Source organism: Bradyrhizobium sp. Ash2021, assembly GCF_031202265.1.
Lineage (GTDB): Bacteria > Pseudomonadota > Alphaproteobacteria > Rhizobiales > Xanthobacteraceae > Bradyrhizobium.
In genome coordinates this window covers 6,455,964-6,482,041 of the sequence record NZ_CP100604.1, presented here as the reverse complement: position 1 = coordinate 6,482,041, position 26,078 = coordinate 6,455,964, and the positions used below count along the sequence as shown (strand labels likewise).

The following is a 26,078-nucleotide window of genomic DNA, read 5'->3' as shown; positions in this document are numbered from 1 at the left end:
CGGACAAAGTCGCCGTAGGTGTACAGCACAGGTGCGGTTGGGAATTTGGAAGTGGCAAGCGCGGGGAAGGGGCATTTCGTTATCCCGAATTGGGATTCGAGATGGATACGCGGCCTAAGTTCGAAATTTTTGTTCGTCTTTTTGCTGTTGGCGCTCTGGCTCGCGCCGCACGCGGCCTGGGCGCTCAATTGCACGTTTACCGCGACGATAAACGAGAATAGCGGCGCCAACATCTTGTATTTCGGCGGTTCGCCGAGCGGCCTTGCTGCCGACTCCTGTCTCAACTTCGGCCTTATCGCTACGACGAACGGCTCGAGCCCGTTGGGCAGTTGGACGAGTACGCCCAGTGGCACGGACGGCGGCACTCAACCCGGTGATAACCAGATCACATACACGCCGGCTGCGGGCGCCGCCGGGACCGACAGTTTCTCGATCTCGGCGACCGACCTTTCTCCAGGCGATTCTACCGTCGCCGTCACCATCACGATCGCCGCGATTGCGCCGAGCGTGTCTTCGGTCAGCCCGACCAGCGGCTCGACGGCCGGCGGCACGTCGCTGACGATCACCGGGACAGCCCTCACCGGCGCGACGGGCGTCACGGTCGGGGGCGCCGCAGCCACCAACGTTACCGTCGTCAACGATACAACCGTCACCGCGACCGCGCCGGCCAGAAGCGCCGGTACCGTGGATGTCAGGGTGACGACGGCCGGCGGCACCAGCGCCATCAGCGGAAATGACAGGTATACCTATGTCACGCCGGTCGTGGCCGGGGCGGTCAGCGCCACGGTCGCCTATGACAGCTCCAGCAACGGCATCACGCTAAATCTCAGCGGCGGCGCGCCCTCCTCGGTGGCGGTCGCGACGGCGGCGGCGCACGGGACGGCGACGGCATCCGGCACCACCATTTCCTATACGCCGGCGACCGGCTTTTTCGGCACGGACAGCTTCACCTACACCGCGACCAACGGCACCGGCACGTCCGCGCCGGCCACCGTCTCGATCACCGTCTCGGCGCCGACGATCGTAGTCTCTCCGGCGACCTTGGCGGCGGGTACGGTCGGGAGCGTCTATAGCCAGTCGCTAAACGCGAGCGGCGGTCAGGCGCCTTATGGTTTCGCGCTCGCGACCGGATCGCTGCCGGGCGGCCTGAGCCTCGCCAGCAGCGGCGCAATCACCGGCACGCCGACCGCCGCCGGCAACTTCACCTTCACGGTGACCGGCACCGACAGCAGCACGGCCACCCACGCCTCCTTCACCAGCGGGACCATCTCGCTCAGCATCAACGCGACCGTGCCAGGTGCGCCGACGATCGGCACCGCGACGGCCGGCAATGCCCAGGCACAGGTGAGCTTCACTGCGCCGGCGTCCGATGGCGGAGCGGCGATCACCGGTTATACGGTGACGTCGTCGCCCGGCGGCGCGACCGCCGCGGGCAGTTCTTCGCCGATAACGGTGACAGGGCTGAGCAACGGCACGGCCTATACGTTCAGGGTGACGGCAACCAATGGCATTGGGACCGGCAGCGCCTCCGCGGCGTCCAATTCGGTCACGCCCGTTGCGTCGCCGCCGACGGCAACCCAGGCGATCGCTTCGACGATGCTGACGCAGAATCACGCGGCGACAGCCTTCACGCCGGTCACCGGGTCCGGTGGCGCCAGCCCATTGACCTACAGCGTCTCGCCGGGCCTGCCGACGGGGCTCAGCATGGCGCCGGCCACCGGCGCGATCACCGGCACGCCAACCGTGACGAGTTCGGCCACGACCTACACGGTGACGGTGACCGATGCGAACAGTGCGACGGCGACGGCGACCTTCAGCCTGACGGTCCACGGTGTCGTCACGGCGACCCAGGCGATCGCCTCGACGACACTGACGATCAATGTCGCGGCGACACCCTTCACGCCGGTCACCGGTTCGGGCGGCACGGGAGCGCTGACCTACAGCGTCTCGCCGGGCCTGCCGACAGGTCTGAGCATGGCGGCGGCTACCGGAGCGATCACCGGCACGCCGAACGTGTCGAGTTCAGCCACGACCTACACGGTGACGGTGACCGATGCGAACAGCGCGACGGCGACGGCGAGCTTCAGCCTGACTGTCGCGGCGCCGACGCCGGTCCTTGCGGTTGCCGCATCAGGATCGCCTGCGTCCGTGGTGCCCGGAAACGACATCACCTATTCGATCGCGCTCACCGTCAGCACAGGGACTGCGACCAATGCAGCGCTGTCGGATCCCTTGCCGGCGGGCCTCACATTTGTCAGCGCCAGCGAGACCGGCCCGGGCGGCGCCTGGACCTGCACGACGCCGGCGGTGGGCGCCGCCGGCACGGTGACCTGCTCGATCGCCTCTGCCGCGCCGGGCACCTATAACTTCACCATCGTCGCGCATGTGGCGGCGGGCACCCCGGCCGGCCCCGTCACGAACACGGCCACTGCCACGGCCGACAATGCGGCGACCCAATCCGCAAGCGCAACGAACACGATCAGTCTGCCGACTCTTTCAGTCGCGGTCTCGGGATCGCCGGCAACTACGGTGGCGGGCGGCAACATCACGTATTCGATCGCGCTTATTGTCGGCACGGGGACCGCGACCAATGCGTCGCTGTCGGATCCCTTGCCGGCAGGCCTCACCTTTGTCAGCGCCAGCGAGACCGGTCCGGGAGGAGCCTGGACCTGTACGACTCCGGCGGTGGGTGGCGCCGGCACGGTAACTTGCTCGATCGCTTCTGCCGCGCCGGGCACCTATAATTTCACCATCGTCGCGCAGGCGGCGGCGGGCACCCCGCCCGGGCCCCTCACCAACACGGCCACTGCCAGCGCCAGCAACGCAGCGACCACATCCGGCAGCGCAACCAACACCGTCAGCTTGACGACCACGTCGACGACGCTGGTGTCGTCGCTCAACCCTAGTCTGGTGGGACAGTCCGTCACCTTCACGGCGACGGTATCGGGCTCAACTCCTGCCGGCACCGTGACCTTCAAGGACGGCGCGACGGCGCTCGGCACCGGAACACTCAACGGCTCCGGCGTCGCGACGTTCACTACCGCGGCGCTGACGTCCGGATCGCATGCGCTCACGGCGGCCTATGGCGGCGATCCCAACAATGCGTCCAGCACCTCGTCGGTGTTGACCCAAACCGTCGGCCAGGCGGCGACGACGGTGGCAGTCACGTCGTCCGTCAATCCGAGCGTGCCGGGACAGCCGGTCACCTTCACCGCGACGGTGGCGAGCGCAGGCGGCACGCCGACCGGCACTGTGATCTTCAAAGATGCCGGCGCCGTCATCGGTACAGGCGCATTGGCGGGTAGCGTTGCCACCCTCACCACCGCGGCGCTGGCCACCGGGGCCCACAGCATCACTGTGAGCTACAGCGGCGCGACCGGCTTTGCTGCGAGCGCGTCGAGCGCCTTGACGCAGACGGTGGCGATCCCGGCCGACAGCATCAAGCTGCGGCAATTGCAGGTCGCGGTCACCAAGGTGGTGGCACAGAACTCCGGACAGGCGATCGCCGGCGCGATCGACACTGCGATCACGGACGGCTTCAGCGACGGCGGCGGGCTGGTGACGCCGAGCGGCACCGGCTTACGCTTCAACTTCTCGGCCGATCCGGATCAGCCCGGCGCGGCAGATCACGTGCGCGCATTCTCCGATCGCTGGAACGGCATGTTCGACCGCGGTCGCACCGCCGGCGAGGGCGGAGCCAATAGTTATGCCCGCACGCGGCAGAATCCTTCCGCCGTTGACGATGCCTTTGCCGCCGTCAATCGCAACACCATGGCGACGAAGACACCGCCGCTGATCGGGCGTGAGCCGAAGGATTGGTTGTTTTGGGCGGATGTTCGAGGTTCCGGCGTCGACCGCTGGGGCTCGACGATAGGCACCGGCCAGTCGCTGCTCTATGGCTCGCAGGTTAATGCGCTGATCGGTCTGACGCGCAAGGTGACGCCGACGTTTCTGGTCGGGATCGCCGGCGGCTATGAGACCTTCGACTACACCTCGCAGGATCTCAACGGCAAGCTGAAGGGCAATGGCTGGACGGTCGGCTCCTATCTCGGCTGGAAACTAACCTCGTCGATTCGCTTTGATGCGGCGGTGGCGTATTCCGGCATCGGCTATGACGATACGGCGGGAACGGCGCAGGGCAATTTCGACGGCCGCCGCTGGCTGGTGTCGAGTGGACTGACCGGTAACTACCAGGCCTACGGCTTCGACATCGAGCCGTCGGCGAAAGTCTACGCGCTGTGGGAGCACGAGAACGCCTATACCGACTCATTGGGCACCCGTCAGGACGATCGTAACTTCGCCACCGGCCGCGCGTCCGGCGGCGTCAAGCTGGCCTATCCGTTCGCGTGGACCGACACCATCGCGCTGGCGCCTTATGTCGGGCTCTACGGCGATTATTATTTCACCCATGACGATGCGGCCACGATCGCAGCTGTGGGCGCACCGCCGCTGGCGTCGACGCCATTGCTCGATGGCTGGTCGGCGCGGGCGACCGCCGGCCTTGCCGCAAGATTTGCCAGCGGGGCCACCCTTGCAGTCGGCGGGGAACTCGGCGGCATCGGATCGGACACCCGCATCTGGACCTACCGCGCCCGCGCCGCCGTGCCGTTCTGAACGCGCGAGTTGGCGTATGCGGGAAGGCCCGTGTCCACACCTTGGCACTTGGCTGACATCGGTGTCTTCGCGAATGTCCGCTTTGCGTAACGGTCATTCAAAAATCGGCCTCGCCAGATTTCGGCTCTCGGAACCAGGTCAACACACTCGAACACCTCGCTGACACTGAAGGGCGGTGGGTTCGGCGCTGCCCAGTTGGCTTTCTTTGGATTGTTTGATCTCTCGGTGCACACTTCGTGCACACGCCAACTTCCAGCCGATCGAAAGTATTCTTTCCAAAATGTGGAGGGTGTTTGTCTATTGCGAGGGATTGGCCCTTTAATCGAAGAGATTTAGATCGAGGGCAACAGAAGGAGCCCTTCGATGACGTCACCTCTTTTCACCTCGGTTCATATCGGCGGCCGCGAAGCATCCCATCGTGTTGTGATGGCGCCGATGACCCGGGCCCGGAGCACCCAACCGGGCGACGTGCCCAATGCAAGGAACGCCCGATATTATGCGCAACGGGCCTCCGCCGCGCTCATCATCACCGAAGCGACCCAGGTTTCGCCCCAAGGCAAGGGCTACTCGTTCACGCCGGGGATCTATAGCCCCGAGCAAATGGCGGGATGGCGTTTGGTGACCCAGGCGGTTCACGCCGAGGGCGGCCGCATATTCGCGCAGCTGTGGCACGTGGGTCGGATGTCGCATCCCGATTTTCACAACGGCGAACTGCCCGTTGCGCCCTCGGCCGTGGCGTTTGAAGGCAAGATCTGGAAGGTGGACCCAGCGACAGGAAGGGGGGAAATGGTCGACTGTCCAACGCCGCGAGCGCTGGAGAGGGACGAGATCCCTGGCATCATTGCGGACTTCAGGCGCGCCGCGCGTAACGCGATCGACGCAGGCTTCGACGGCGTGGAGATCCACGGCGCCAACGGCTATCTCGTCGATCAATTCCTGCGCACCACGTCGAACGTTCGGACAGACGAATATGGTGGCTCGCGGAAGAACCGCCTGCGTTTCCTCGAAGAGCTGGTTTCCGAAGTGGCGATGGAGGTCGGTGCAAATCGAACGGCCATCCGCTTGGCGCCCTTTCTCACCGCGCGCGGCATGGCTTGCCCGGAGATCCTGCCTACAATCCTGGAGGCGGTCGAATTTCTTCAGGCGCTTCAGGTTGCGTACGTGCATCTCGTCGAAGCCGACTGGGACGACGCTCCACAGTTCACCGAGGAATTTCGCAAAGAGGTCCGCGGCCGCTTCAGCGGTTCGATCATCGTGGCCGGCAAATACGATATCGAGCGCGCCAACTGGGTGCTTAAGCGCGGCTACGCGGACCTCGTCGCCTTCGGACGTCCGTTTGTCGCCAACCCCGACCTGCCCGCGCGGCTGGCGCAGGGGCTTCCGATGGCCAATTTCGACCCCGCCACGCTCTTTGGCGGCGAGGATCACGGCTACACCGACTACCAACCCATGCAACAAGCCGCCTGACGGCTCTGGGAGACAGAGATGTTCAAATATGAAGGTTCGACGGCCCTGATCACCGGCGCATCCAAGGGATTGGGAGTGACATTTGCCGAAGAGCTGGCCAGGCGCGGCGCCGATTTGGTCCTGGTCGCCCGCTCCAAAGATGCGTTGCAGACTCTCGCCGCGCGGCTTACCGCCCAGTACGGCGTGAAGTGCTACGTGATCGCAGCGGATCTCGCCGATCCCACGAGCATCGACGACATCTATGGGGAGTTGGCCGAAAACAGCCTGCGGGTCGACCTTCTGATCAACAACGCGGGCCTGGGCTTGTCGGGCCGTTTCCTTGATCATGACCAGTCCAAGGAACTGGCCAGCATTCAAGTCAATGTACAGGCGCTGGTTGGCCTCAGCCATCGATTCGGCCGGGCCATGTCCGCCCGCGGTCGGGGTGGAATCATCAATATCGCGTCCAACTCCGCCTTCCAGCCGCTGCCGTACATGGCGACCTACGCCGCGTCGAAAGCTTTCGTCCTGCATTTTGGCGAAGCGCTGCAACATGAGCTGTCCCCTACAGGGGTTCGGGTCATGACGGCCTGTCCTGGACCGACGGCGACCAGCTTTTTCGATGGCACGCCGACGACGATGTCCAACCGATCTTTCGACACGCCCGAAATGGTGGTTCGCGGCATCCTGCGCGCCTTCGACCAGGGAAAAGCAGTGGCCTATCCTGGACGGGCGAGCGTGCGGATCGCCACCTGGCTGCCCCGGCTTCTGCCTCGAGGTGTCGTTGTCCGTCTCGCGGCAATGGCGACGCGCAAGATGGGGTTGGCATTACCAGCGGACCCCCAGGTCGCTGCGGCAGATGTCGGCGGAAGAGACACCGGGCCGCTTAAGGCTCCGAACCGGGTTGGCCGCCGCCAAACCTGCTGAGCCGATCCACCATGGCATCGAGAAAGAGCCGCACGCGGGTCGGAAGCTGACGGCCCGTAGGGAAGAGCGCGCAGACAGGCGCAGGATCGCTGCGCCACTCGGGCAACACCTGGACAAGACGGCGCGCGCGCAGATCGGGCTCGACGTCGACCCAGGATTTCAGGATGAGACCGCAGCCGGCGAGCGCCCAGTCGTGCGCGACCTCGCCATTGTCACTCCGCAGCCGGGAAGCGGCCCGTATCTCGGCCACTTCCCCAGTTGGGCCCACCAGACGCCAGCGGGTGCCGACGCCGCGGTACTGCAGACAGTCATGATCTTCCAGTTCAGCGGGGGCCATGGGCGTGCCCCGGCGCTCGAGATAGTCCGGCGCACCGACAACGATGCGGTGGTTGTCGACCAGCTTCCGCATGACCAGGCCGGAGTCCTTCGGCGCGCCGATCCGAACGACGACATCCATGCCTTCGTCGATCAGCTCCACCAGGCGATCGGTAAGCGTGAGATCGACCGACACCTTTGGATGCGCGCGAACGAGGTCGCGACAGACGGGGCTGACATGAGCGCGGCCAAGCGCAACCGGCGCACTCACCCGCAACACGCCTTGTGGCTCGACGCGGCCATGCGTCAGCACTATCTCGGCTTCGTCGACCTCAGCCAGGATGCGCTGGGCTCTGTCGTAGAGAGCCTGCCCTTCTTCAGTCAGCGCAAGGTGGCGGGTGCTGCGGGCAATGAGACGCATATCAGTCCGGCGTTCGAGCATCGCAAGTCGCTTGCTGACGACGCTGAGCGCAAGACCCATCTCCCGGCCGGCCGCTGACAGGCTCCCCGCTCCGACAATCCGGACAAATGTGCGCAGTTCGGTGATGTCGTCCAGCATGTCTGCTCCCCATACTTTCCCATTAGTGGAGAGTACCTCCAATTGGCGCAGGATAATATCCGAGATCGACAAGGGGTAGATTGCAGGGAACAGAAAGGAGCGACCCAATGATTTATCCTGCTGGCAACGATTTGCATCTTACTCGCCGTGAGACCCTTCGGACCGTTGGCGCGGCCGCGGTGCTTGCGGTTGGATCCGGCCTGACAGGTGCAGCCCAGGCCGCGACGGCAACCGTAGATGCTTCCGCCCGCAATGCAGCCGGCTTCTGGCCGAACGGCGCTCGGCTGGCGGTGAGCTTCTCGCTTATGTTCGAGGGCGGCGGCCAGCCGATCTCGGGGGCCGGCGGCGTGATCCCCGACAAGATCGAGGATGGCGTGCCCGACCTGCCGACCAACGCCTTCTTCGCTTACGGCCACTACGAAGGCATTCCCCGCGTGCTCGACCTGATGGACAAGCACGGGATCAAGCTCTCATCGTTCATGATCGGCAAAGCGGTCGAGACCTCGCCCGATCTCGCCCGGGAGATCGTGCGCCGCGGTCATGAGGCTGCCGCCCACGGCCGCGTTTGGGACAATTCATACCGGCTCTCACGCGATGAGGAAAAACGCTTCATCGCCGACAGCGTCGAGACGATCCAGAAGATCACCGGCGAGAAGCCGCTCGGCTGGAACGCCTACTGGATGCGCAACTCCATTCACATCCTGGAGACGCTGCAGGATCTCGGTTTCCTCTATCATATCGACGAGCCGAGCCACGACGAACCGTTCATTATCCCGGTGCGCGGACGGGACTTTGTGACCGTTCCTTACACCTTCCACATGAACGATATCGTCTCCTTCCCGTTCGAGGGCTGGAATCCGGCCGCCTACGAGCAAGCGCTGCGCGATGAATTCGACCAGCTTTACGAGGAAGGTGCACATCGGCGGCGCATGATGGTGATCAGCCTGCACGACCGCATCTCCGGCCACGCCGGCCGGGTTCGCGCCCTCGATCGCTTCCTTACCTACGCGAAGGGCAAGGAGGGCGTCTGGTTCGCTCGGAAGGACGAGATCGCCCGCTGGGCGCTCGATCATCGCGCCGACACGCCCGTCATCGAACGCCGCTCGCCGACCGTAACCGGCTTGCCCGGACCTGCAGCCTGAAAGGAAGATCCTCATGTCAGCTAAACTGAATCACGCGCGCGTCCTGGTGGTCGGCGGTAGCTCTGGAATCGGTCTCGCCATTGCTGCAGCCGCAGCCGAGGCCGGCGCGGCGGTAACGATCGCATCACGCTCGCAAACAAAGCTCGACTCCGCGGTCAACACGCTCGGCAAAACGGCGCGCGCTGTCGCACTCGATACCGGCGATGTGGCGGCGGTCGAACGTTTCTTCGCCGACGAAGCGCCTTGGGACCATATCGTCGTCTCGGCCGCACAGACGCCGAGCGGGCCGGTGCGAAGCCTGAGCCTCGCCGACGCGAAGATTGCCATGGAGAGCAAATTCTGGGGCGCCTATCGCGTCGCGCGCGCCGCGAAGATTCGCGAGGGTGGATCGCTGACTTTCGTCTCGGGCTTCCTGAGCGTTCGGCCCTCTGCGAATTCGGTGTTGCAGGGCGCAATTAACGCAGCGCTTGAAGCGCTGGCCCGGGGCCTGGCGCTGGAGCTGGCGCCTGTGCGTGTCAACGCCGTGTCGCCGGGCCTGATCGCGACGCCGCTGTGGTCCGGCATGCCCGACGACAAGCGCGACGCGATGTTCGCGAGTGCGGCGCAACGCCTGCCGGCGCGCCGGGTCGGCCAGCCGGAGGATATCGCGAATGCGGTGATGTTCCTTGTCACGACGCCCTTCGCCACCGGTTCGACAGTGCGTGTCGATGGTGGCGGCGCCATTGCGTGAGGGTCCCATGCTTGATCACGTAACGCTGCGCACCAACGATCTTGAAGGCACTCGCGCCTTCCTGGAAGCCGTGCTGGATTTGAGGCCAGGCTATCGGCCGGCCTTCTCCTTTCCCGGCTATTGGCTCTATGCCGGTGGCGACCCTGTCGTGCATCTGATTCCGGGCCATGGCGGCCCGGCCGATCGTACGGGTGAGACCATCGACCACGTGGGCTTTCGTCTAGCCGATCATGACGGCATGCGCCGCAAGCTGGATGGCCTCGGTATCCTCTATTCGCGAATGGAGTTGCCGGAGCTCGGTGAGCGCCGCCTCTTCATTCGGACGCCCACGGGAATCCTTCTGGAACTGGTTTTTCGCGATACGAAAACCGCCTCCCCCGCCGCACATCAGGAGCAGACCAATGACCAATAGGCTTTCAAATCTGGGGATTTTCACCGCGCTGGCGCTCTCGCTGTCAACACCCGCCATCGCCGCCGACGGCGTCAAGGTCAACGAACTCGTCATCGCCGCGCCGATTCCCGACGCGCAACGAGATGCGACCATCCAGGCTGCCCGCGCGTTCTACGATTTCTGGAACACCGGCGATGAGGCTTTGCTGAAGCAGGCCATCGCGCCGACTTTCACCGACCGCACCTTGCCGCCGGGCCGTCCACAGGGACCCGAGGGGCCTGCCTTCGCTTCGCGCCAGTTCCGCGCCGCCGTGCCCGACCTCACGGTGACCGTCGAGAAAATGATTGTCGCCGGCGACTATGTCACCGTGCACATGCACTTTGCCGGACACTTCACCGGCACGTTCGGTCAGGCGCGGGGTCAGGGTCAAGCCATTTCGTTCATCGCCACCGACCTCGTCAAGGTCGAGAACGGCCGCATCACCGACAACTGGCATATCGAAGATAATCTGACACTGCTCCAGCAGATGGGCGCTGCCTAGGTTGCTTCATGAACGGCGAGCCAAGGGGGACATGAAACCGGGTCCTGCTCGTCGTTGGATGCTGTTTGCCTATGAACGGCCACTTTGCGCCGCACCTAGCGATAGCCATTGAGGAATTTCGAAATCTGTGTTGCGGTAGAGACACGTTCTGTCGACAAAATCGCAACTGCTCACCCCACTCTTGTTGCAGTTCCGTGTACGCGGGCGCTACGGTCACCCGGCGCAACATTTCGCAGCCTTCGAGGACAAGCAATGAAGCTAAATCGCGGCGACGCCGGATTTTTCGGTCGGCCCTCCTTTATCAGCCGGGCATCATGGCGTCGGCTGCAAGCGATAGCGATCGCATTCCTGCTGCTTCTTCCGATCGGTGCGAACCCCGCGCGAGCCGTGACGAAACCCGCCTCGGGAGCCTCGACTGCTCATGTTTATCTGCTCCGCGGCGTGCTAAATATTTTTTCTCTGGGTCTGGATGACATTGCGGCCAAGCTGCAGGCGCAGGGCATCCCGGTCACTGTCGCGAACTTCGCCTCATGGTCGTCGCTCGCCGACGAAGCCGCGGCCGAATACAAAAGTGGCACACTTAAGACTATCATTCTGGTTGGGCATTCCTCGGGCGCGACCGCGCTACCCGACATGGTTGCTAAACTGGATCGGCTTGGTGCTCCCGTTAAGCTGGCAATCGGCCTGGATTCGGTCTTTCGCACCAGCCTTTCGGGACGTGTGGGGCGCTATATAAACTTCTACATCGCCAACGGCGCCGGCACGCCGGTCGAGAAGAACAAGCAATTCGAGGGCACGCTTGAGAATGTCAACGTGCAGGACGTGCCCGGCGTCGGTCACATATCCATCGATAAGAACCAGATCATGCAGCAGAAGGTGATCAGCGCCATCGACGCAGTCGTCTTCGGCCGATCGGTACCTGCTTCAGGGGCACAGAAGCCGCGCCGGCCTGGAGAAGCAAGCGCGGTGAGACCCGGTACGGCAAGCACCGCGGCGGTACGGTAATAGCGCGGTTCGAGTGCTGTCACCTGGGAGCGCGCCGCAAATTCTACCAATTCCTCGACGATAAATCATCCGGGATCGCTGAGTGGCGTGGCCCGCCGGCATTCATGGTCCGGCGTGCCTGTATGTCAAAGTGGCAGGTAGAAGCGCGTGAGCAATCCGACGCAAGTTGCGGCCGTAGTGATCTGGGCGACTCTTTCCGCCTGCATCTTTTCGTCTAGTCGCGATCTGGCGCTCGCCGGTCCGGTTGCGCACTCCACCGATGCACCCGCAACGGCCGCGCCCATGGTACCGCCAGGTGCCACGCAGCCTGCAACCCAGCCGCAGGCGCGCGTGTATTTGTTCCGTGGCGCCTTGGGTCCGATCTTCTCGCGCGGGATGGACCGCCTCACCGAGCGTCTCGAACAGGCCGGTATCCGGGCCGATGTCAACGAGTTCACGATTTGCCGGCTCGTCGCCGCCCAGGCCATTCGCGACTTCCGTGGCGATCCCGCGCCGATCGTCCTGATCGGCCATTCGATGGGCGGACTTTGCGCCTTGACCTTCGCCGACATACTGCAGTCAGAAAACATCCCGGTGAGCCTGGTCGTCACGATCGATCCCGCTCACGCAAGCCCGAACGTGCCGCTTAACGTTGACCGTTACATCAACATTTTCCTGTCCAACAGCGTGCTGGGCGGCGGTGATGTGGTGGCGGAACCAGGTTATCAGGGTCACTACGCGAGCTTCGATCTGAAGGAGCACGAGGAAGTCACCCACATCAACATCGACAAGATGGATACTATCCACGAACAATTGGTGAATGTGATTGCGCAACTGGCGATGACGCCGCTGAAAACCAAGGACGAGGCGATGCCGCTTCGCTACGTCGTCCCCTCCGACGCTCCACTTGAGCTGTGGGACAGCGGCACGCAGCAGTTTGCCCGTTCGGGCGATACCTTGCCGCGGCTTGCGGCGCTCAACCACGTGCCGCTCTGGTCCATCACCCAGGCCAATCAATTGTCGGATAGTTCACCGCTGGCGCTTGGCCAGCGCGTCATCGTTCCACGCCATCTCGTGCCGCCCGTCTCGGCGGCTGCGACGCCGCCGCCGAAACGTTGACTGGCGGCTGTCCTGCGGCGTCAGCGGGGTGGCAGAAATGGAACCAGCATCGGAACGCGCCGGCAATACGATCCATACGCTTCGGCGCCGAGCTCAGTCGTGAGGAAGCCTTCCTCCATGCGGGCCTTCTGCCACATGCCGAGCGAGATCAGCACCGCACCCAGCATCGCGGTCAGTGTTCCGACCGCAATGCCTGTCGCCAGCATTCCCGCGATCAGCCCGGTATAGATCGGGTGACGCACGAGGCCATATGGGCCCGTGTCAATAACCCGATGGCCCTCTTTGCGAGTGATCGCGTTCGACCAAAAGCGCCCGAGATGAATTCTCGCCCACCATGTGAAGGAGATCCCGGCAAGCGTCAGGGCCGCCATCACGTAGACACCGAAATTACCAAATTGCCAGAGCGGCTTTTCGCCCAACACCTGACTTGTCCAGGGCGTGAAAAGAACGGCGCCCGCGAGAATGGGAATGCGGTACCTCCGCGAGTCCCAGGTCATCACCTGTTTCTTCGTACGACCGGACCAGAAAGACGCCAAGACCCAGCTGACGACCCATGCAATCCAGATCACCGCGAGCAACTGGGTAGGCCAGGTCGCGGTCCAGCCACTCCAGACGAAAGCTAACCATTGGTGGGGATCGTGCAGCATGTCAGACACCGTATCGCGCGACTGGATCAAATGCCAAACCGGCGTGTGGTGTGAAGCGGTTGGGTACTCGGGCTCGCCGATGAGCCCCGTTCGGGCTGATTTTGGCCGGCGCCGAGCAGATGCGCAATGGTTTCCCGCAACACGGGTTCGACGGGGCGTGGCGCGTAGCCAAGCTCGCGTCGCGCTTTACCGATCGACAAGGCCTCGGCCCGCAATGCAATCCGAACGCCTTCGGCGGTACCGGAGGGAGGTCGGCCTGTCACATTATCGGCGATGAATTCCAACATTGCGGCGACCATTTCGGCAAGTCGGCCGCTAACCTTGAGGCGCCCAGCGCGGCGGCCACTGATCGCCGCCATGAGTTCGAGAACCCGTTTCAGCCGGATGGTTTCGCCGCCGAGGATGTAACGATGTCCAACCTGTCCGCTCTCCATGGCAAGCATCAGCCCTTCGGCGACGTCGCGCACATCGACGAGGTTCACGACGAAATCAAGATACAATTGAAGACGGCGGCCGAGAAAATGCCGGAGCATCGCCATCGGCGGGGTGACATTGTGGTCATGAAGCCCGATCGGCATCGTCGGACAGCCAATAACCACCGGATACCCGGATGCCGCGACCTGCATAACGAACCGTTCGGCGAGCATTTTCGAGCGCGTATATGGACCCGGCATGTCGTCAGGCAGGAACGCATCGTCCGCGAGAGAAGCGCTCAACGGCGAGGCGCGGAACAGAATGGACTCTGTCGAGCAGTGCAAGAAGCGCTTTACGCCGCGCTTGCGCGCCGTCTCAATGACGATTTCGGTGCCACCGCAGTTGACGGTATGAAAATCATCCTTTCGGGGCAGCCACATTCCGGGCAGCCCGGCAAGGTGATAAACCTCGTCGATTCCGTCCATCGCACTGTGCACCAACTCCCGATCAAGTACCGACCCGCCGACATACTGAACCTGGGGCAAGGCGCGGGGCGGTAGGTGAAGATCGAGAACCCTCACCTGTCGATCTCGCGCGACAAGCGCCGAAACGAGGTACTTTCCGATGAAGCCGCTGCCGCCTGTAACCAGTATCCGTGTCATGCAGGCGGGTGCGGCTCAAGCCGACCTTGTTGAGAAAACGATGAAGAGCTTTGCGGACGCTCCTGAATTATAATGGCGAGATCGCGGCGAAATCCGAGCGCGATAAACAATTTCGCCATTACAAATGTCGGTCCGAGCAACAGATGGGTCGGATTGTCGACCAGCGCCGGTTGCCGACGCTCGAACACCCGGTGCCCAATAATCTGCGATGCAACGCCAATCACAATCATGATGGCGGTAAGCGACCACATGCCGGCAGTCGTCGCATGACTGACGATCATGGCAGCGGCTGAAAGCAATACAATCGAAGCCCCTATGATCGCGGCCCCAAGCGCGAAATCGAGCAGGAACCAATAGATGAGCACCGGTACAACAGCGATGGTCGCCACGCTGGTTTGGATCCCGAATACGGTGATAGACCACAGGCTGAGCGGAAGAATGGCAGCGAGGAACAATAACACGATGCCCAAGACATGCATCGCGCAATTCCAGGGGTCGCGATGATATTCAACGTAATCCGCAAGCTGCCGCCGAAAATATGAACTCATGCGCCGCTCGCTTCACCTGTTGTGTCGGCAGAGGCGGCAAGATTTATCATGCGCATTTGATAGCCCCCGGCGGAAACATGGTGGCAGTTAAACGTGGGAATCGGCCTCAAGTCAAAGCGCGCCCACGAATGTTCGCTGTGCCCATCGAGCGCGCGACGCCGCCGCCGGCATTCAAAAATCGTGCGGTAATTCAAACGACTAACAGACTACAAGGTAGATCATGAAACGGGTCTCCGGAATGGCCGCACGTTGCGCCGAATTTTTCTCGCAGGTGTTGCCGTTCAGCCTCAGAGTACCTCCAATTGGCGCAGGATAATACCCGAGATCGAGAAGGGGTAGATTGCAGGGAACAGAAAGGAGCGACCCAATGATTTATCCTGCTGGCAACGATTGCTGAAGCGGGGAGCATCTGATCCCACGACCTCGGTAAGGTTAGCGTGGCTGATTGAGGAATTGGAACATAGTCTGCGCGAACCCGCCGAGTAGCCGCAAAGCGAGCCGCAATGACGGCAAGAAAGTGAAGATTGCCGAGATTCCGTCGAATTCAGCGACGGTCGCTCGTTGGCGTGACCTGCATGCAAAAAAGGCCCCGGACAGGTCAGGGGCCTTTTTGATTTCTGAATGCCGCCAGCTTTATTCCGGGTTGCCGATCGAAACCTTCAGCGTGCCGACGCCGTCGACGCCGCATTCGATTCTGTCGCCGGGGTGAAGCTGGGAGACGCCGGCCGGCGTTCCCGTCATGATGATGTCGCCGGCGGCGAGTGCGACCTGCTGCGATAGCTGCCAGATGATTTCCGGCACGTTCCAGATCAGTTCGGTGAGGTCGCCCTTCTGGGTTTCGGTGCCGTTGACCGTGAGCCAGATCTTGCCTTTCGAAGGATGGCCGATCTTGGAAGCCGGCTGCAGCGCGGAGCAGGGCGCGGAATAGTCGAAGGATTTTCCGACTTCCCACGGCCGCTCCTTCTTGCGCGAGGCAATCTGCAGGTCGCGGCGGGTGAGGTCGATGCCGACCGCATAGCCGTAGACATGGTCGAGCGCCTTGTCGGCCGAGATGTTGAGGCCGCCGTTCTTCATAGCGACGATCAGCTCGACCTCATGATGCAGGTCCTTGGTCAGCGGCGGGTAGGGAATCGTGGCGCCGTCCGGCACCAGCATGTCGGCGTGCTTGGCGAAAAAGAACGGCGGCGCCCGCTCGTCATTGCCCATCTCGCGGATGTGCTCGAGATAATTGCGCCCGACGCACCAGATGCGGCGGACCGGATAGGATTTCTGTTCGCCGACGACGGGAAGCGAAGGCTGCGGGAGAGCGGGAATGACGTAGGAGGTGGCGTTCATGAAAATGGTCTCGGCGGGGTGGGTTACGGAAATGCAGGCGCTAGCTTTACGCGGTTGCGGTGATCGGCGCCAGACTGGGGAGGGCGGTGTCGCGATGCTGCAGGCGGAAGAACGAGGCGTAGCGGCCGCCGCGCCGCAACAGGTCGTCATGCTGGCCGTGCTCGACGATCTCGCCGCCCTCGACCACCAGAATGGCGTCGGCGTGCATGATGGTGTGCAGGCGGTGGGCGATGACGATGGTGGTGCGGTTCCGGCAGAGATGCTCGATCGCTTCCTGCACCGCCTTTTCGGATTCCGAATCCAGTGCGGCGGTCGCCTCATCGAGCAGGATGACCGGCGCGTTCTTGATCAGGGCGCGTGCCACCGCGACGCGCTGGCGCTGGCCGCCGGATAGCTGGGCGCCGTGCTCGCCGACCGGGGTGTCGTAGCCCTGCGGAAAGCCCATGATGAAGTCGTGCGCGCAGGCGGCCTTGGCGGCGGCCACGATCTCGTCCTGCGTCGCGCCGACCTTGCCGAAGGCGATGTTGGCGCCGATGGTGTCGCGGAATAGATAGACGTCCTGCCCGACATAGCCGGTCTGCTGCCGCAGCGACTGGCGCGACACGCCCGAGATCGCTTGGCCGTCGATCAGGATGTCGCCCTGGTTGACCTCATAGAGCCGCAGCAACAGCGCCAGCACCGTCGACTTGCCGCCGCCGCTCGGCCCGACCAGGGCGGTGGTCTTGCCGGGCTCGGCGACAAAGCTCATGCGGCGGAGCACCGGCTCGTTGGCGCGATAGGCGAAGGTCACGTCGCGGAACTCGACGCGGGCGTCGGTCAGTCGCAGCGTCGGCTTGTCGTCTTCGGCAGGTTCGGTGGACGGGCTGTCGACGATTTCCAGCAGTTTTCGCGCGCCGACCAGGTTGCTGTTCAATTCGATGTTGAGCCGCGCCAGCCGCTTGGCCGGCTCGTAGGCCAACAGGAACGCGGTCAGGAACGAAAAGAACTGGCCCGGCGAGGCGCCCATCGCGACCACGCGATAGCCGCCATACATCAAGCCGCCCGCGATCGCGAAACCGCCCAGCATTTCCATCAGCGGGGTGGAGCGGTTGGAAACCCGCGCCATCTTGTTGGCGTTGCGCTCGACCTCGTTGATGCTGGCGTCGATGCGCTCGCGCATCGACGCTTCCCGCGTGAAGGCCTTGACGGTGCGGATGCCCTGCAGCGATTCCTGCATGGTTTCCAGAATATCGGCGGTGCCGGCGAACTGGTTGTGGGCCAGGCCCTTGATGCGTTTCACCAGCTTGCGCAGCACGATCATCGCCGGCGGCGCCACGGCGAAACCGAGGAGCGCCATGTAGGGGTCGGTCGTCAGCATCACGACGACGAGCGCGATCAGCGACAGCAGGTCGCGGCCGATCGCGTTGATCAGGAGATTGAGCACCTGGGTCACCGAGGTGGCGCCGGCGGTCAGCCGCGCCAGAAATTCCGAGGAATGCCGCTCGGAGAAGAACGCGATGTTTTCGCTCATCAGCTTGGCGAACAGCGCCCGCTGGTTGTTGGCGAGGATGGCGTTGCCGATCTGCTGCAGGATCACGGTGTGGCCGTAGGTCGCCGCCCCTTTCAGCGTGAAGATCACGATGGTGACCAGCGACAGGATCGCGATGCCGCGCACATCCTTGTCGACATAGGCCTTGTTGATGACCTGGCCGAGCATATAGGCGGAACCGGCGGTGGTCGCCGCCGCGATCCCCATCAGGGCGAATGCCAGCAGATAGCGCCGCCAATAAACGAGGCCCTGTTCGGCCACCAGGCGGCGAATCAGGATCGCCGCCCCATAGGGATCGTCAGTGATTTTCGCAGTAATTTTCGTTGGCAGTTCGGTCATCCGCGTTCCATCGACGGCGCAGGCTTAAGACTACCTGCGTGTCAGGGCTGCTGCGGTGACTCCTTGCCCGCAATGACGCGGTTTTTCAAGCCAAATAAGCGCTTGATTTTACGCCGATTCCGCGTGCTGGAGCAGGCCGCCGCGCTCGCGGAACAGCTTCTCCTCCCAGGCCAGCGCGTGGGCGGCGATGGTGTCGAGATCGTCATATTGCGGCGTCCAGTCCAGCGTCGAACGGATGCGGCTGGTATCGGCGACCATGGCCATGATGTCGCCGGGCCGGCGCGGCGCATACTGAACCGCGAAATTACGCAACGAGACACGGCGCACCGCCTCGATGGTTTCCATCACCGAATAGCCGCGACCGTAACCGCAATTCAGCGTCACCGAAGTGCTGCCGCCGCGCAGGTAAGACAACGCGGCGCGATGCGCCTGGGCCAGGTCGCTGACGTGGATGAAGTCGCGGATGCAGCTGCCGTCCGGTGTCGGATAATCGGTGCCGAACACGTCGATCTTGGCGCGCTGGCCGGTGGCCGCCTCGACCGCGATCTTGAGCAGATGGGTGGCGCCGAGGGTAGCGAGCCCGATGCGGCCCATAGGATCGGCGCCGGCGACGTTGAAGTAGCGCAGCACGGCATAGCTCATGCCATGCGCGGAGGCGACGTCATGCAGCATGATCTCGGTCATCAGTTTCGACGAGCCGTAGGGCGACAGCGGACGGGTCGGCGCGTGCTCGGGCACCGGCACCTGGTCCGGATTGCCGTAGACCGCCGCCGTCGATGAGAAGATGAAACGGCTGACGCCGCCCTTGACCGCGGCATTGAGGAGGCTGCGGGTGGTCATGGTGTTGTTGCGGTAGTAGGCGAGCGGATCGCGCATCGAATCCGGCACCACCACGGAGCCGGCGAAATGAATGATGCTCTCGACGCCGTGCTGGGCGATCACGCCCTCGACGAGATTCTCGTCGCCGGCGTCGCCGATGAACAGCGGCACGCCTCCGGGCAGGAAGGCGGAAAATCCGGTGGACAGATTGTCGATCACGACAACGCTCTCGCCGGCTTCCGCCAGTGCTAGAACCATATGACTTCCGATGTAGCCGGCGCCGCCGGTGACGAGCACGGTCATGAGCTCACCTCTCCCGATTATGGGCGGGATGCTAGCGGGGACGCGGTGAAGAGTATGTTTCGCGGGCTGCGAACTGGTCACTATGCTTAATGTTGCGTATAGGAACTTGCGCAAACGGAGCCCGACGTGCCGATCGAGAACAATCTGGCCCAAAATCAGGCCCAAGGTCTGCAGCTGATCGTGCCGAATTTGCACAGGCGCTATTCGGGCGTCACCGCGACCAACCGGATGGTGGCGCCGAAACTCGCCGGGATGTTCCGCGCGGCGTGGCTCGGGCCCCATGAGCCTGACGGCATCGCGCGGATCGGGTTTGCGGAACTGCTGAAATTGTGGCGCCACCGCACGCCGCTGATCTGGCACGCGCGACGCAACGACGAGATGATCGCGGGCCTGCTGCTGCGGTCGCTGGGCTGGCCGCTGAAGCTCGTGTTCACCTCGGCGGCGCAACGGCACCATACCGCTTTGACGCGCTGGCTGATCCGCCGGATGGACGCGATCATCGCCACCAGCGCGCTGTCGGCCGGCTTCCTCAAGCGGGAAGCGACGGTGGTGATGCACGGCGTCGACACCGACCGTTATGCGCCGCCGCCGGATCGCGCGGCGGCGTTCGCGGAAGCGAATTTGCCCGGCCGCTACGCGATCGGCTGCTTCGGCCGGGTGCGCGCGCAAAAGGGTAGCGACGTTTTTGTCGACGCGATGTGCCGCTTGCTGCCGCGCTATCCCGATTTCACCGCCGTGATCGTCGGCGCTGTCGTGCCCGAACAGCAAGGTTTTGCCAACGAACTGAGAGCGCGGATTGAGGCCGTCGGGCTGCAGTCGCGCATCGTCATCACCGGCGAATTGGAGATCGAGCAAGTGCAGCGTTGGTACCAGCGGCTGACGATCTACGCCTTCACCTCGCGCAACGAAGGCTTTGGCCTGACGCTGCTCGAGGCGATGGCGGCAGGTGCGGCGCTGGTGGCGTCGCGGGCCGGCGCGGCCGAATTCGTGGTCGAGGATGGCGTCACCGGCGTGCTGACGCCGCCCGGCGACGTCGACGCGCTGGTGGCGGCGCTGGAGCCGCTGGTGCGCGAGCCGGCGTGGGCCGCGGCGATGGGGATGCGTGCGCGAGCGCGCGTGGTTGAAAAGTTCAGCCTCGATGCGGAGGCGAACCAGATCGCCGCGGTCTATCGCACGCTCGTCTGAGCCATCACGTCGGCGACGAACGCATCGAGGTCGCCGCCCGCGAACAGAAAGCCCGGCAGGCCCGCGGCCTCCGCCGCCTCGATGTCGGTCTTGCGGTCGCCGATGACAAAGCTGCCTTCCTGGCGCACCGGCCAGTGCTGCATCAAATCGTGGATCATGCCAGGCGCGGGTTTGCGCCAATGATGGTCTTCGAGATAGCCGGCGACGGTGCCCGCGGGATGATGCGGGCAATATCTGATGTCGTCAACGACGGCGCCTTGAGCGGCGAGTTCGGCAAGCATCCAGTCGTGCAGCTTATTGAGGTCACTCTCGGTAAAGTAACCGCGCGCGACCCCGGATTGATTAGTGAAGAAGAACACGAAATAGCCAGCGTCATTCAACCGGCGGATTGCCTTCGCTGCATTCGGGATCCAGCGAATCCGCTCTTGCGTGCCCATATACCCGTCGTCATGGTTGATGACGCCATCGCGGTCGAGAAAGGCGGCGGGTCTTGGAATGAAACGGGCTGGATCGATGACGGTCATCATGTTGTCGCCTCGCGCAGCACGCGTTGCGTGATCTCGACGACGTCGAAGGCGGAAATGTCACGCATGCAACGATGGTCGTTCATGGTGCAGACCGTGCGCTGGCAGGGCTGGCACGGCAGCACCGTTTTGGTCTGCAGCACTGTCGCGGCGAGGCCGTTCAGCGGCGCCCAGAGATAGGGGCTGGTGGGGCCGAAAATGCCCATGGTCGGCGTGCCGATCGCGGCCGCGATGTGCATCAGGCCGGAATCGTTGGAGATCGCGATGTCGGCTGCAGCCATTGCCATAATGCCATTGCGCAGATCGGTCCCGGTGAGGTCGCGGACGCGCGGGCCGCCGATCGCTGTGATCTGCTGCGCCAGCGGCTTTTCGCCGGGACCGCCAACCACCCAGACATCGAGGCCGCGTTCGGCCAGAAGTTTTGCGGCCTGTGGATAATAGGTCCAGCGCTTGGAGGCGCCGACCGAGCCCGGCGCCAGCGCCACCGCAGGACCGCTGCCCAGCCCATTGGCCCGCCGCCAGTGGTCGATTTCGTCCTGGGGAACCCGAAGCTGCGGCACCGGCCATTCCGGCGGCAGTCTTGCGCCGTGCGGCAATGCCAGCGCGGCATTCTTGTCGATAAACCGGGGCAGCGCCTTTTCGCCCCAGCGCATCCGGTTGATGAGCCCGAACCGGGCTTCGCCGAAGAAGCCGACCCGTTCCGGGATACCGGCCAGCGCCGGCGCAATCGCCGCCTTCCAGGTGCGGGGCAGCACCAGGGCGGTTCCATAGCCCTTCGCGCGCAATTCCGCCGCCAGCCCCCGCTGCCGGGCCACCGCAAGCCGGCTGCGCGGCAGGTCCCAGACGATCCCGGAACGGACGCCTGGCATGTAATCGACCAAGGGGGCGCAGAGCGAGGTCACCAGCAGATCGACCGGCCGGTTCGGCCAGCGCTTCCTGAGCACGCGCACCACCGTATGGCCGCGGACGAAGTCGCCGATCCACATATAGGGAACGATCAGGATCGGGCGGGTGTCGCCAGCATCCTCGGTCTCGATCCCATGTATTGAATCTATATTCATATCTTTGTACGCAGCGTCCGGCGGATTCCGGCCCCGTCGGTAACCGCTCCACGGCGGGAGGTAAAGTGACGCCGGCCGCCTTCACTACGCCCAACAACCCAAGTTGCCTGCCGGCCGCGAGTGGGGCAAAGCTGGCGCCGCACAATCAGGGCAGGGGATGGCATGTTGCTGGTGACCGGTGGCGCCGGTTTTATCGGATCGAACGTCGTGGCCGCGTTGAACGACGCCGGCCGTAGCGATGTCGCGGTCTGCGACATACTCGGACAGGACGGCAAATGGCGCAATCTGGCCAAGCGCCAGCTCGCCGATGTCGTCCCGCCGGCTGAATTGACGGACTGGCTGAAAGGCCGGCGGCTCGATGCCGTCATTCACCTCGGCGCGATTTCCGAGACCACGGCGACCGACGGCGATCTCGTGATAGAGACCAATTTCCGGCTGTCGATGCGGCTGCTCGACTGGTGCACGGCGAATGCGACGCCGCTGATCTACGCGTCGTCGGCGGCGACCTATGGCAATGGCGAGCACGGATTTGACGATGACGGATCGGTCGAGGCGCTGAAGCGGCTGCGGCCGATGAATCTTTACGGCTGGAGCAAGAACCTGTTCGACATGGCGCTGGCCGAGCGCGCCGCGCGCGACGAAAAACTGCCGCCGCAATGGGCCGGGCTGAAATTCTTCAACGTGTTCGGCCCCAACGAATATCACAAGGGCACGATGATGAGCGTGCTGGCGCGGCGCTTCGACGATGTGAAGGCCGGGCGCCCGGTGCAGCTGTTCAAGTCGCACCGCGAGGGCATCGTGGACGGCGACCAGCGGCGCGATTTCATCTATGTCGACGACGTCGTGCGCGTGATGATGTGGCTGCTGGCGACCCCGCAGGTCTCCGGGCTGTTCAATGTCGGCACCGGCACCGCGCGCAGCTTTCGGGATCTGATGCTCGCGGCCTATGCCGCGCTCGGCAGCAAACCGAACATCCACTATGTCGACATGCCCGAACAGATTCGCGGCAGCTATCAATATTTCACGGAGAGCAAGGCCGATCGGCTGCGGCACGCCGGTTACAATGGCGGCTTCACGGCGCTGGAAGACGCGGTCGGCGCCTACGTGAAGGGTTTTCTCGATTCGGCCGATCGCTATCGCTGACGGGCTTTTAGGGTACGAAAAAAACATGTTCGATTTTGAAGCCCTGTCGCAAGCGATTGCCAGCCAGACCGTGCTCTGCGTCGGCGACCTCATGCTCGACGAATTCGTCTATGGCGAGGTGTCCAGGATTTCGCCGGAAGCGCCGGCGCCCGTGATTGCGGTCCAGCGCAGCGAGACCAATGTCGGCGGCGCCGGCAATGTGGCGCGCAATATCGCCTCGCTCGGCGGACGTTGCATCTTCGCAGGCCTGGTCGGCGACGACGAGGCGGGCGCAAGACTCAAGGCCGAGCTGGCGCGGGAAGACCGGATCGAAGCAGTTCTGGTGTGCGATCGCACGCGCCCGACGACGCGAAAGGTGCGGTTCGTCTCCGAGCATTTTTCCACCCACATGCTCCGCGCGGACTGGGAGCAGGCACAGCCCGCCGCGGCCGATACCGAGCAAAACCTGATTGACGCCATCCTGCCGCAGCTTGCGCGCGCCGATATCGTGCTGCTCTCGGACTATGCCAAGGGCGTGCTGACGGCGCGCGTGATCCGCAACATCATCGACGCCGCGAAAAAACTAGGCAAACGCGTGATCGTCGATCCCAAGAGCGCCAATTTCGCGATTTATCGCGGCGCCACCCTGCTGACCCCCAATCGCAGGGAATTCGCGGAGGCGACCCGCAGCCGTGCCGATAGCGATGCGAGTATCGCCGCCGCGGCGCGGGACGCGATGGTTCTGGCCGATTGCGAAGCCATGCTGGTGACCCAAAGCGAGCATGGCATGACCCTGGTCGTGCGCAACGGTGAGGCGATCCACGTGCCGGCGCTTCCCGTCAGGGTACGCGACGTCTCCGGCGCGGGCGACACCGTTGCCGCGGCGTTGGCGCTGACGCTGGCGGCCAAGGCCGATTGGGAAACCGCGCTGCGGATGGCGAATGCCGCCGCCGCGGTCGCCGTCGGCAAGAAGGGCACGGCCACGGTCACGGCGGCCGAGCTGCGGCGAAAAATCCTGCCGCATGCGGCATTGGTCGCCGAGGAAAAAATCGTTGCGGCCGGCGGCGACCTCGGCGCGCATCTCCTGGACTGGCGCAGGCAGGGCCTGCGCATTGGCTTTACCAATGGCTGCTTCGACATTCTGCATCCCGGCCACGTCAAGGTACTGACCGCGGCGCGCCGCGCCTGCGACCGCCTGATCGTTGGGCTGAACAGCGACGCCTCGGTGCGGCGGCTGAAGGGCGAGGGACGTCCGGTGCAGGACGAACGCGCGCGGGCGGAAGTGCTGGCGGCGCTGGAGGCGGTCGATCTGGTCGCGATGTTCGAGGAGGACACGCCGATCGATCTGATCACGAAGGTGCGGCCGAGCGTGCTGGTCAAGGGCGGCGACTACACCCGCGAGCAGGTCGTAGGTTTTGAGATCGTCGAAGCCTGCGGCGGCGAAGTCGTGCTGGTCGACATCCTGCCGGGCCACAGCACGACGTCGCTGGTCGATCGGGCGCGCGGAGGCAAGCCGTGAGCGCGGACGCTGCGATGTCGCCGATATCGCGGGTGCTGCGGCTTAGGCTGTCGCCGGCGACATGGGTAACGATAGCGGATGTCTTCGCGGTACTGACCGCGCTGGCGCTGCCCTGGTCGACGTCGCTCGTTGCGATCTTCGTGCTGTGCTGGCTCGGGTCCGCTGCGCTGATGCTGGACTACGGCATCTATTTGCAATCGCTGAAGCGCCCGATCTGCTTCCTGCCGTTCGCGCTCGTGGCGCTGGCGCTGCTCGGGACCCTATGGTCGGACGCGCCGTGGGGCGCGCGGCTCTACGCGGTCAGCCCCACCATCAAGCTGCTGGTGCTGCCAGGGCTGTTTTATCATTTCGAACGCTCGGCGCGCGGGATGTGGGTGTTGTCAGCCTTCCTGGTGTCCTGCGTGCTGCTGGTGGTGATGTCGTCGGTCGTCGCATTTGATCCAGCCGTTTCGCTCAAGCCGGTCGAGGAAGCCGCGCGCGGCATTTTCGTCAAGAACTACATCGACCAGAGCCAGGAGTTTGCACTATGCGCGGTCGCGCTGGCCTATCCGATCATCGGCCTGCTGCGGGCGAAAAAGATCCGGCTGGCGCTGTTGCTGGGCGCGATCGCAGTTGGGTTCGTCGTCAACATGACGTTTGTCACCGTTTCCCGGACGGCGATGGTCACGATGCCGATCATGCTGGCGGTTTTTGCGCTGCTGCACCTGAAATGGCGGACCAGCCTTATGATCTTTGGCATGGTGACTTTGCTGTCGGGACTGGCCTGGACGACATCACCGCAATTGCGGTTGAAAACCGAGAGCTTCTTTACGGACTATCGTCTCTACAAGACGGGAAACGTTCCGACCTCGATCGGAATCCGGCTGGAGTTCTGGCGAAAATCGCTGCGGTTCTTCATGGAAGCACCTTTCATCGGCCACGGCACTGGCTCGACCCGAGGATTATTCGAGCAGGCCGCCACCGGCATAACCTATTCCGCGACCAGCCAGGTCATCGGCAATCCGCATAACCAGACGCTGAACGTCGCGGTGCAGTGGGGCACGATCGGGGTCGTCCTGCTCTACGCGATGTGGCTCGTTCATCTGCTGCTGTTCCGCGGCGAAGGCCTCGTCGCGTGGATCGGGCTGCTGGTCGTCGTGCAAAATATCTTCACCTCGTTGTTCAATTCGCACCTGTTCGATTTCCATGAGGGATGGATGTACGTGCTCGGCGTCGGAGTAGCCGGCGGCATGACGCTTGCTGCGAAACAGCGCCGCGCATCGACGGAGCCGTTCGGGCCATGATGACGCAAAATGACCGAAGCC

Annotated in this window: 22 protein-coding genes; 13 read left to right on the top strand and 9 right to left on the bottom strand. The window is 63.8% G+C overall.

Features of this window, described 5'->3' with window-relative positions; translation table 11 throughout:
- Window positions 1-129: 129 nt before the first annotated feature.
- The 3 genes from NL528_RS31370 to NL528_RS31360 all read left to right on the top strand — a co-directional run bounded on the left by NL528_RS31370 (window position 130) and on the right by NL528_RS31360 (window position 6,987).
- The gene (locus NL528_RS31370) at window positions 130-4,614 is read left to right on the top strand and encodes an Ig-like domain repeat protein (RefSeq protein WP_309178247.1); all 4,485 of its coding nucleotides are present in this window, start codon (window positions 130-132) and stop codon (window positions 4,612-4,614) included.
- Between the two features lie 426 nt (window positions 4,615-5,040).
- On the top strand, window positions 5,041-6,081 hold the full coding sequence (locus NL528_RS31365) for an alkene reductase (RefSeq protein WP_375143909.1): 1,041 nt from the start codon (window positions 5,041-5,043) through the stop codon (window positions 6,079-6,081).
- Between the two features lie 18 nt (window positions 6,082-6,099).
- Window positions 6,100-6,987, top strand: coding sequence for an SDR family oxidoreductase (locus NL528_RS31360; protein ID WP_309178244.1), 888 nt, complete (start codon window positions 6,100-6,102; stop codon window positions 6,985-6,987).
- Here the strand turns inward: NL528_RS31360 and NL528_RS31355 are convergent.
- Window positions 6,947-7,861, bottom strand: a complete 915-nt coding sequence (locus tag NL528_RS31355) for a LysR family transcriptional regulator (protein WP_309178243.1) — start codon at window positions 7,859-7,861, stop codon at window positions 6,947-6,949. The genes NL528_RS31360 and NL528_RS31355 overlap by 41 nt on opposite strands.
- Window positions 7,862-7,968: 107 nt before the next feature.
- Here NL528_RS31355 and NL528_RS31350 point away from each other — a divergent pair, with 107 nt between their 5' ends.
- The 6 genes from NL528_RS31350 (at window position 7,969) to NL528_RS31325 (ending at window position 12,768) form a co-directional block, all read left to right on the top strand.
- A complete protein-coding gene (locus NL528_RS31350) occupies window positions 7,969-9,003 on the top strand; it encodes a polysaccharide deacetylase family protein (RefSeq protein ID WP_309178242.1) in 1,035 nt (344 codons plus the stop codon).
- Window positions 9,004-9,016: 13 nt separating this feature from the next.
- Window positions 9,017-9,733, top strand: a complete 717-nt coding sequence (locus tag NL528_RS31345) for an SDR family oxidoreductase (protein ID WP_309178241.1) — start codon at window positions 9,017-9,019, stop codon at window positions 9,731-9,733.
- A gap of 7 nt (window positions 9,734-9,740) precedes the next feature.
- Entirely contained in the window at window positions 9,741-10,145 is a 405-nt protein-coding gene (locus NL528_RS31340; protein WP_309178240.1) for a VOC family protein, read from the top strand.
- Complete coding sequence (locus NL528_RS31335; protein WP_309178239.1) at window positions 10,135-10,665, top strand: ester cyclase; 531 nt, start codon at window positions 10,135-10,137, stop codon at window positions 10,663-10,665. Before NL528_RS31340 ends, NL528_RS31335 begins: the two co-directional genes overlap by 11 nt.
- A 252-nt stretch (window positions 10,666-10,917) precedes the next feature.
- Window positions 10,918-11,670 (top strand): hypothetical protein, encoded by a 753-nt coding sequence (locus tag NL528_RS31330; RefSeq protein ID WP_309178237.1) that lies wholly within the window; start codon window positions 10,918-10,920, stop codon window positions 11,668-11,670.
- Window positions 11,671-11,817: 147 nt separating this feature from the next.
- Window positions 11,818-12,768: an alpha/beta fold hydrolase gene (locus NL528_RS31325; RefSeq protein ID WP_309178235.1), complete on the top strand. Its 951-nt coding sequence runs from the start codon at window positions 11,818-11,820 to the stop codon at window positions 12,766-12,768.
- 20 nt (window positions 12,769-12,788) lie between these two features.
- Here NL528_RS31325 and NL528_RS31320 read toward each other — a convergent pair whose 3' ends face one another.
- The 6 genes from NL528_RS31320 to galE all read right to left on the bottom strand — a co-directional run bounded on the left by NL528_RS31320 (window position 12,789) and on the right by galE (window position 19,363).
- Window positions 12,789-13,415 carry an isoprenylcysteine carboxylmethyltransferase family protein gene (locus tag NL528_RS31320; protein WP_309178232.1) on the bottom strand — a complete coding sequence of 209 codons (627 nt, stop codon included), beginning with the start codon at window positions 13,413-13,415 and terminating at the stop codon, window positions 12,789-12,791.
- A 26-nt stretch (window positions 13,416-13,441) separates the two neighbouring features.
- A complete protein-coding gene (locus NL528_RS31315) occupies window positions 13,442-14,491 on the bottom strand; it encodes an NAD-dependent epimerase/dehydratase family protein (protein WP_309178230.1) in 1,050 nt (349 codons plus the stop codon).
- Window positions 14,488-15,039, bottom strand: coding sequence for an Mpo1-like protein (locus NL528_RS31310; protein WP_309178229.1), 552 nt, complete (start codon window positions 15,037-15,039; stop codon window positions 14,488-14,490). The genes NL528_RS31315 and NL528_RS31310 overlap by 4 nt, the downstream gene beginning before the upstream one ends.
- A 633-nt stretch (window positions 15,040-15,672) precedes the next feature.
- On the bottom strand, window positions 15,673-16,374 hold the full coding sequence (locus NL528_RS31305; protein WP_309178228.1) for a fumarylacetoacetate hydrolase family protein: 702 nt from the start codon (window positions 16,372-16,374) through the stop codon (window positions 15,673-15,675).
- A 46-nt stretch (window positions 16,375-16,420) separates the two neighbouring features.
- Window positions 16,421-18,241, bottom strand: a complete 1,821-nt coding sequence (locus NL528_RS31300; RefSeq protein WP_309178226.1) for an ABC transporter ATP-binding protein — start codon at window positions 18,239-18,241, stop codon at window positions 16,421-16,423.
- A 108-nt stretch (window positions 18,242-18,349) separates the two neighbouring features.
- Window positions 18,350-19,363 carry a UDP-glucose 4-epimerase GalE gene (galE, locus tag NL528_RS31295; protein WP_309178225.1) on the bottom strand — a complete coding sequence of 338 codons (1,014 nt, stop codon included), beginning with the start codon at window positions 19,361-19,363 and terminating at the stop codon, window positions 18,350-18,352.
- 126 nt (window positions 19,364-19,489) lie between these two features.
- Here galE and NL528_RS31290 point away from each other — a divergent pair, with 126 nt between their 5' ends.
- On the top strand, window positions 19,490-20,548 hold the full coding sequence (locus NL528_RS31290; RefSeq protein ID WP_375143908.1) for a glycosyltransferase family 4 protein: 1,059 nt from the start codon (window positions 19,490-19,492) through the stop codon (window positions 20,546-20,548).
- Here NL528_RS31290 and NL528_RS31285 read toward each other — a convergent pair.
- Both NL528_RS31285 and waaF read right to left on the bottom strand, forming a co-directional pair.
- Entirely contained in the window at window positions 20,530-21,075 is a 546-nt protein-coding gene (locus NL528_RS31285; RefSeq protein WP_309178224.1) for an HAD family hydrolase, read from the bottom strand. The genes NL528_RS31290 and NL528_RS31285 overlap by 19 nt on opposite strands.
- Window positions 21,072-22,133: a lipopolysaccharide heptosyltransferase II gene (gene waaF / locus NL528_RS31280; protein ID WP_309178223.1), complete on the bottom strand. Its 1,062-nt coding sequence runs from the start codon at window positions 22,131-22,133 to the stop codon at window positions 21,072-21,074. The genes NL528_RS31285 and waaF overlap by 4 nt, the downstream gene beginning before the upstream one ends.
- Window positions 22,134-22,295: 162 nt before the next feature.
- Between waaF and rfaD the strand changes: the two genes are divergently transcribed.
- From rfaD to NL528_RS31265, 3 genes are read left to right on the top strand one after another with little or no spacing between them, the layout of a single operon-like run.
- Entirely contained in the window at window positions 22,296-23,276 is a 981-nt protein-coding gene (gene rfaD, locus NL528_RS31275; RefSeq protein ID WP_309178222.1) for an ADP-glyceromanno-heptose 6-epimerase, read from the top strand.
- 25 nt (window positions 23,277-23,301) lie between these two features.
- On the top strand, window positions 23,302-24,774 hold the full coding sequence (gene rfaE1 / locus NL528_RS31270; RefSeq protein ID WP_309178221.1) for a D-glycero-beta-D-manno-heptose-7-phosphate kinase: 1,473 nt from the start codon (window positions 23,302-23,304) through the stop codon (window positions 24,772-24,774).
- Window positions 24,771-26,057 (top strand): O-antigen ligase family protein, encoded by a 1,287-nt coding sequence (locus NL528_RS31265; protein ID WP_375143907.1) that lies wholly within the window; start codon window positions 24,771-24,773, stop codon window positions 26,055-26,057. The genes rfaE1 and NL528_RS31265 overlap by 4 nt, the downstream gene beginning before the upstream one ends.
- Window positions 26,058-26,078 lie beyond the last annotated feature (21 nt).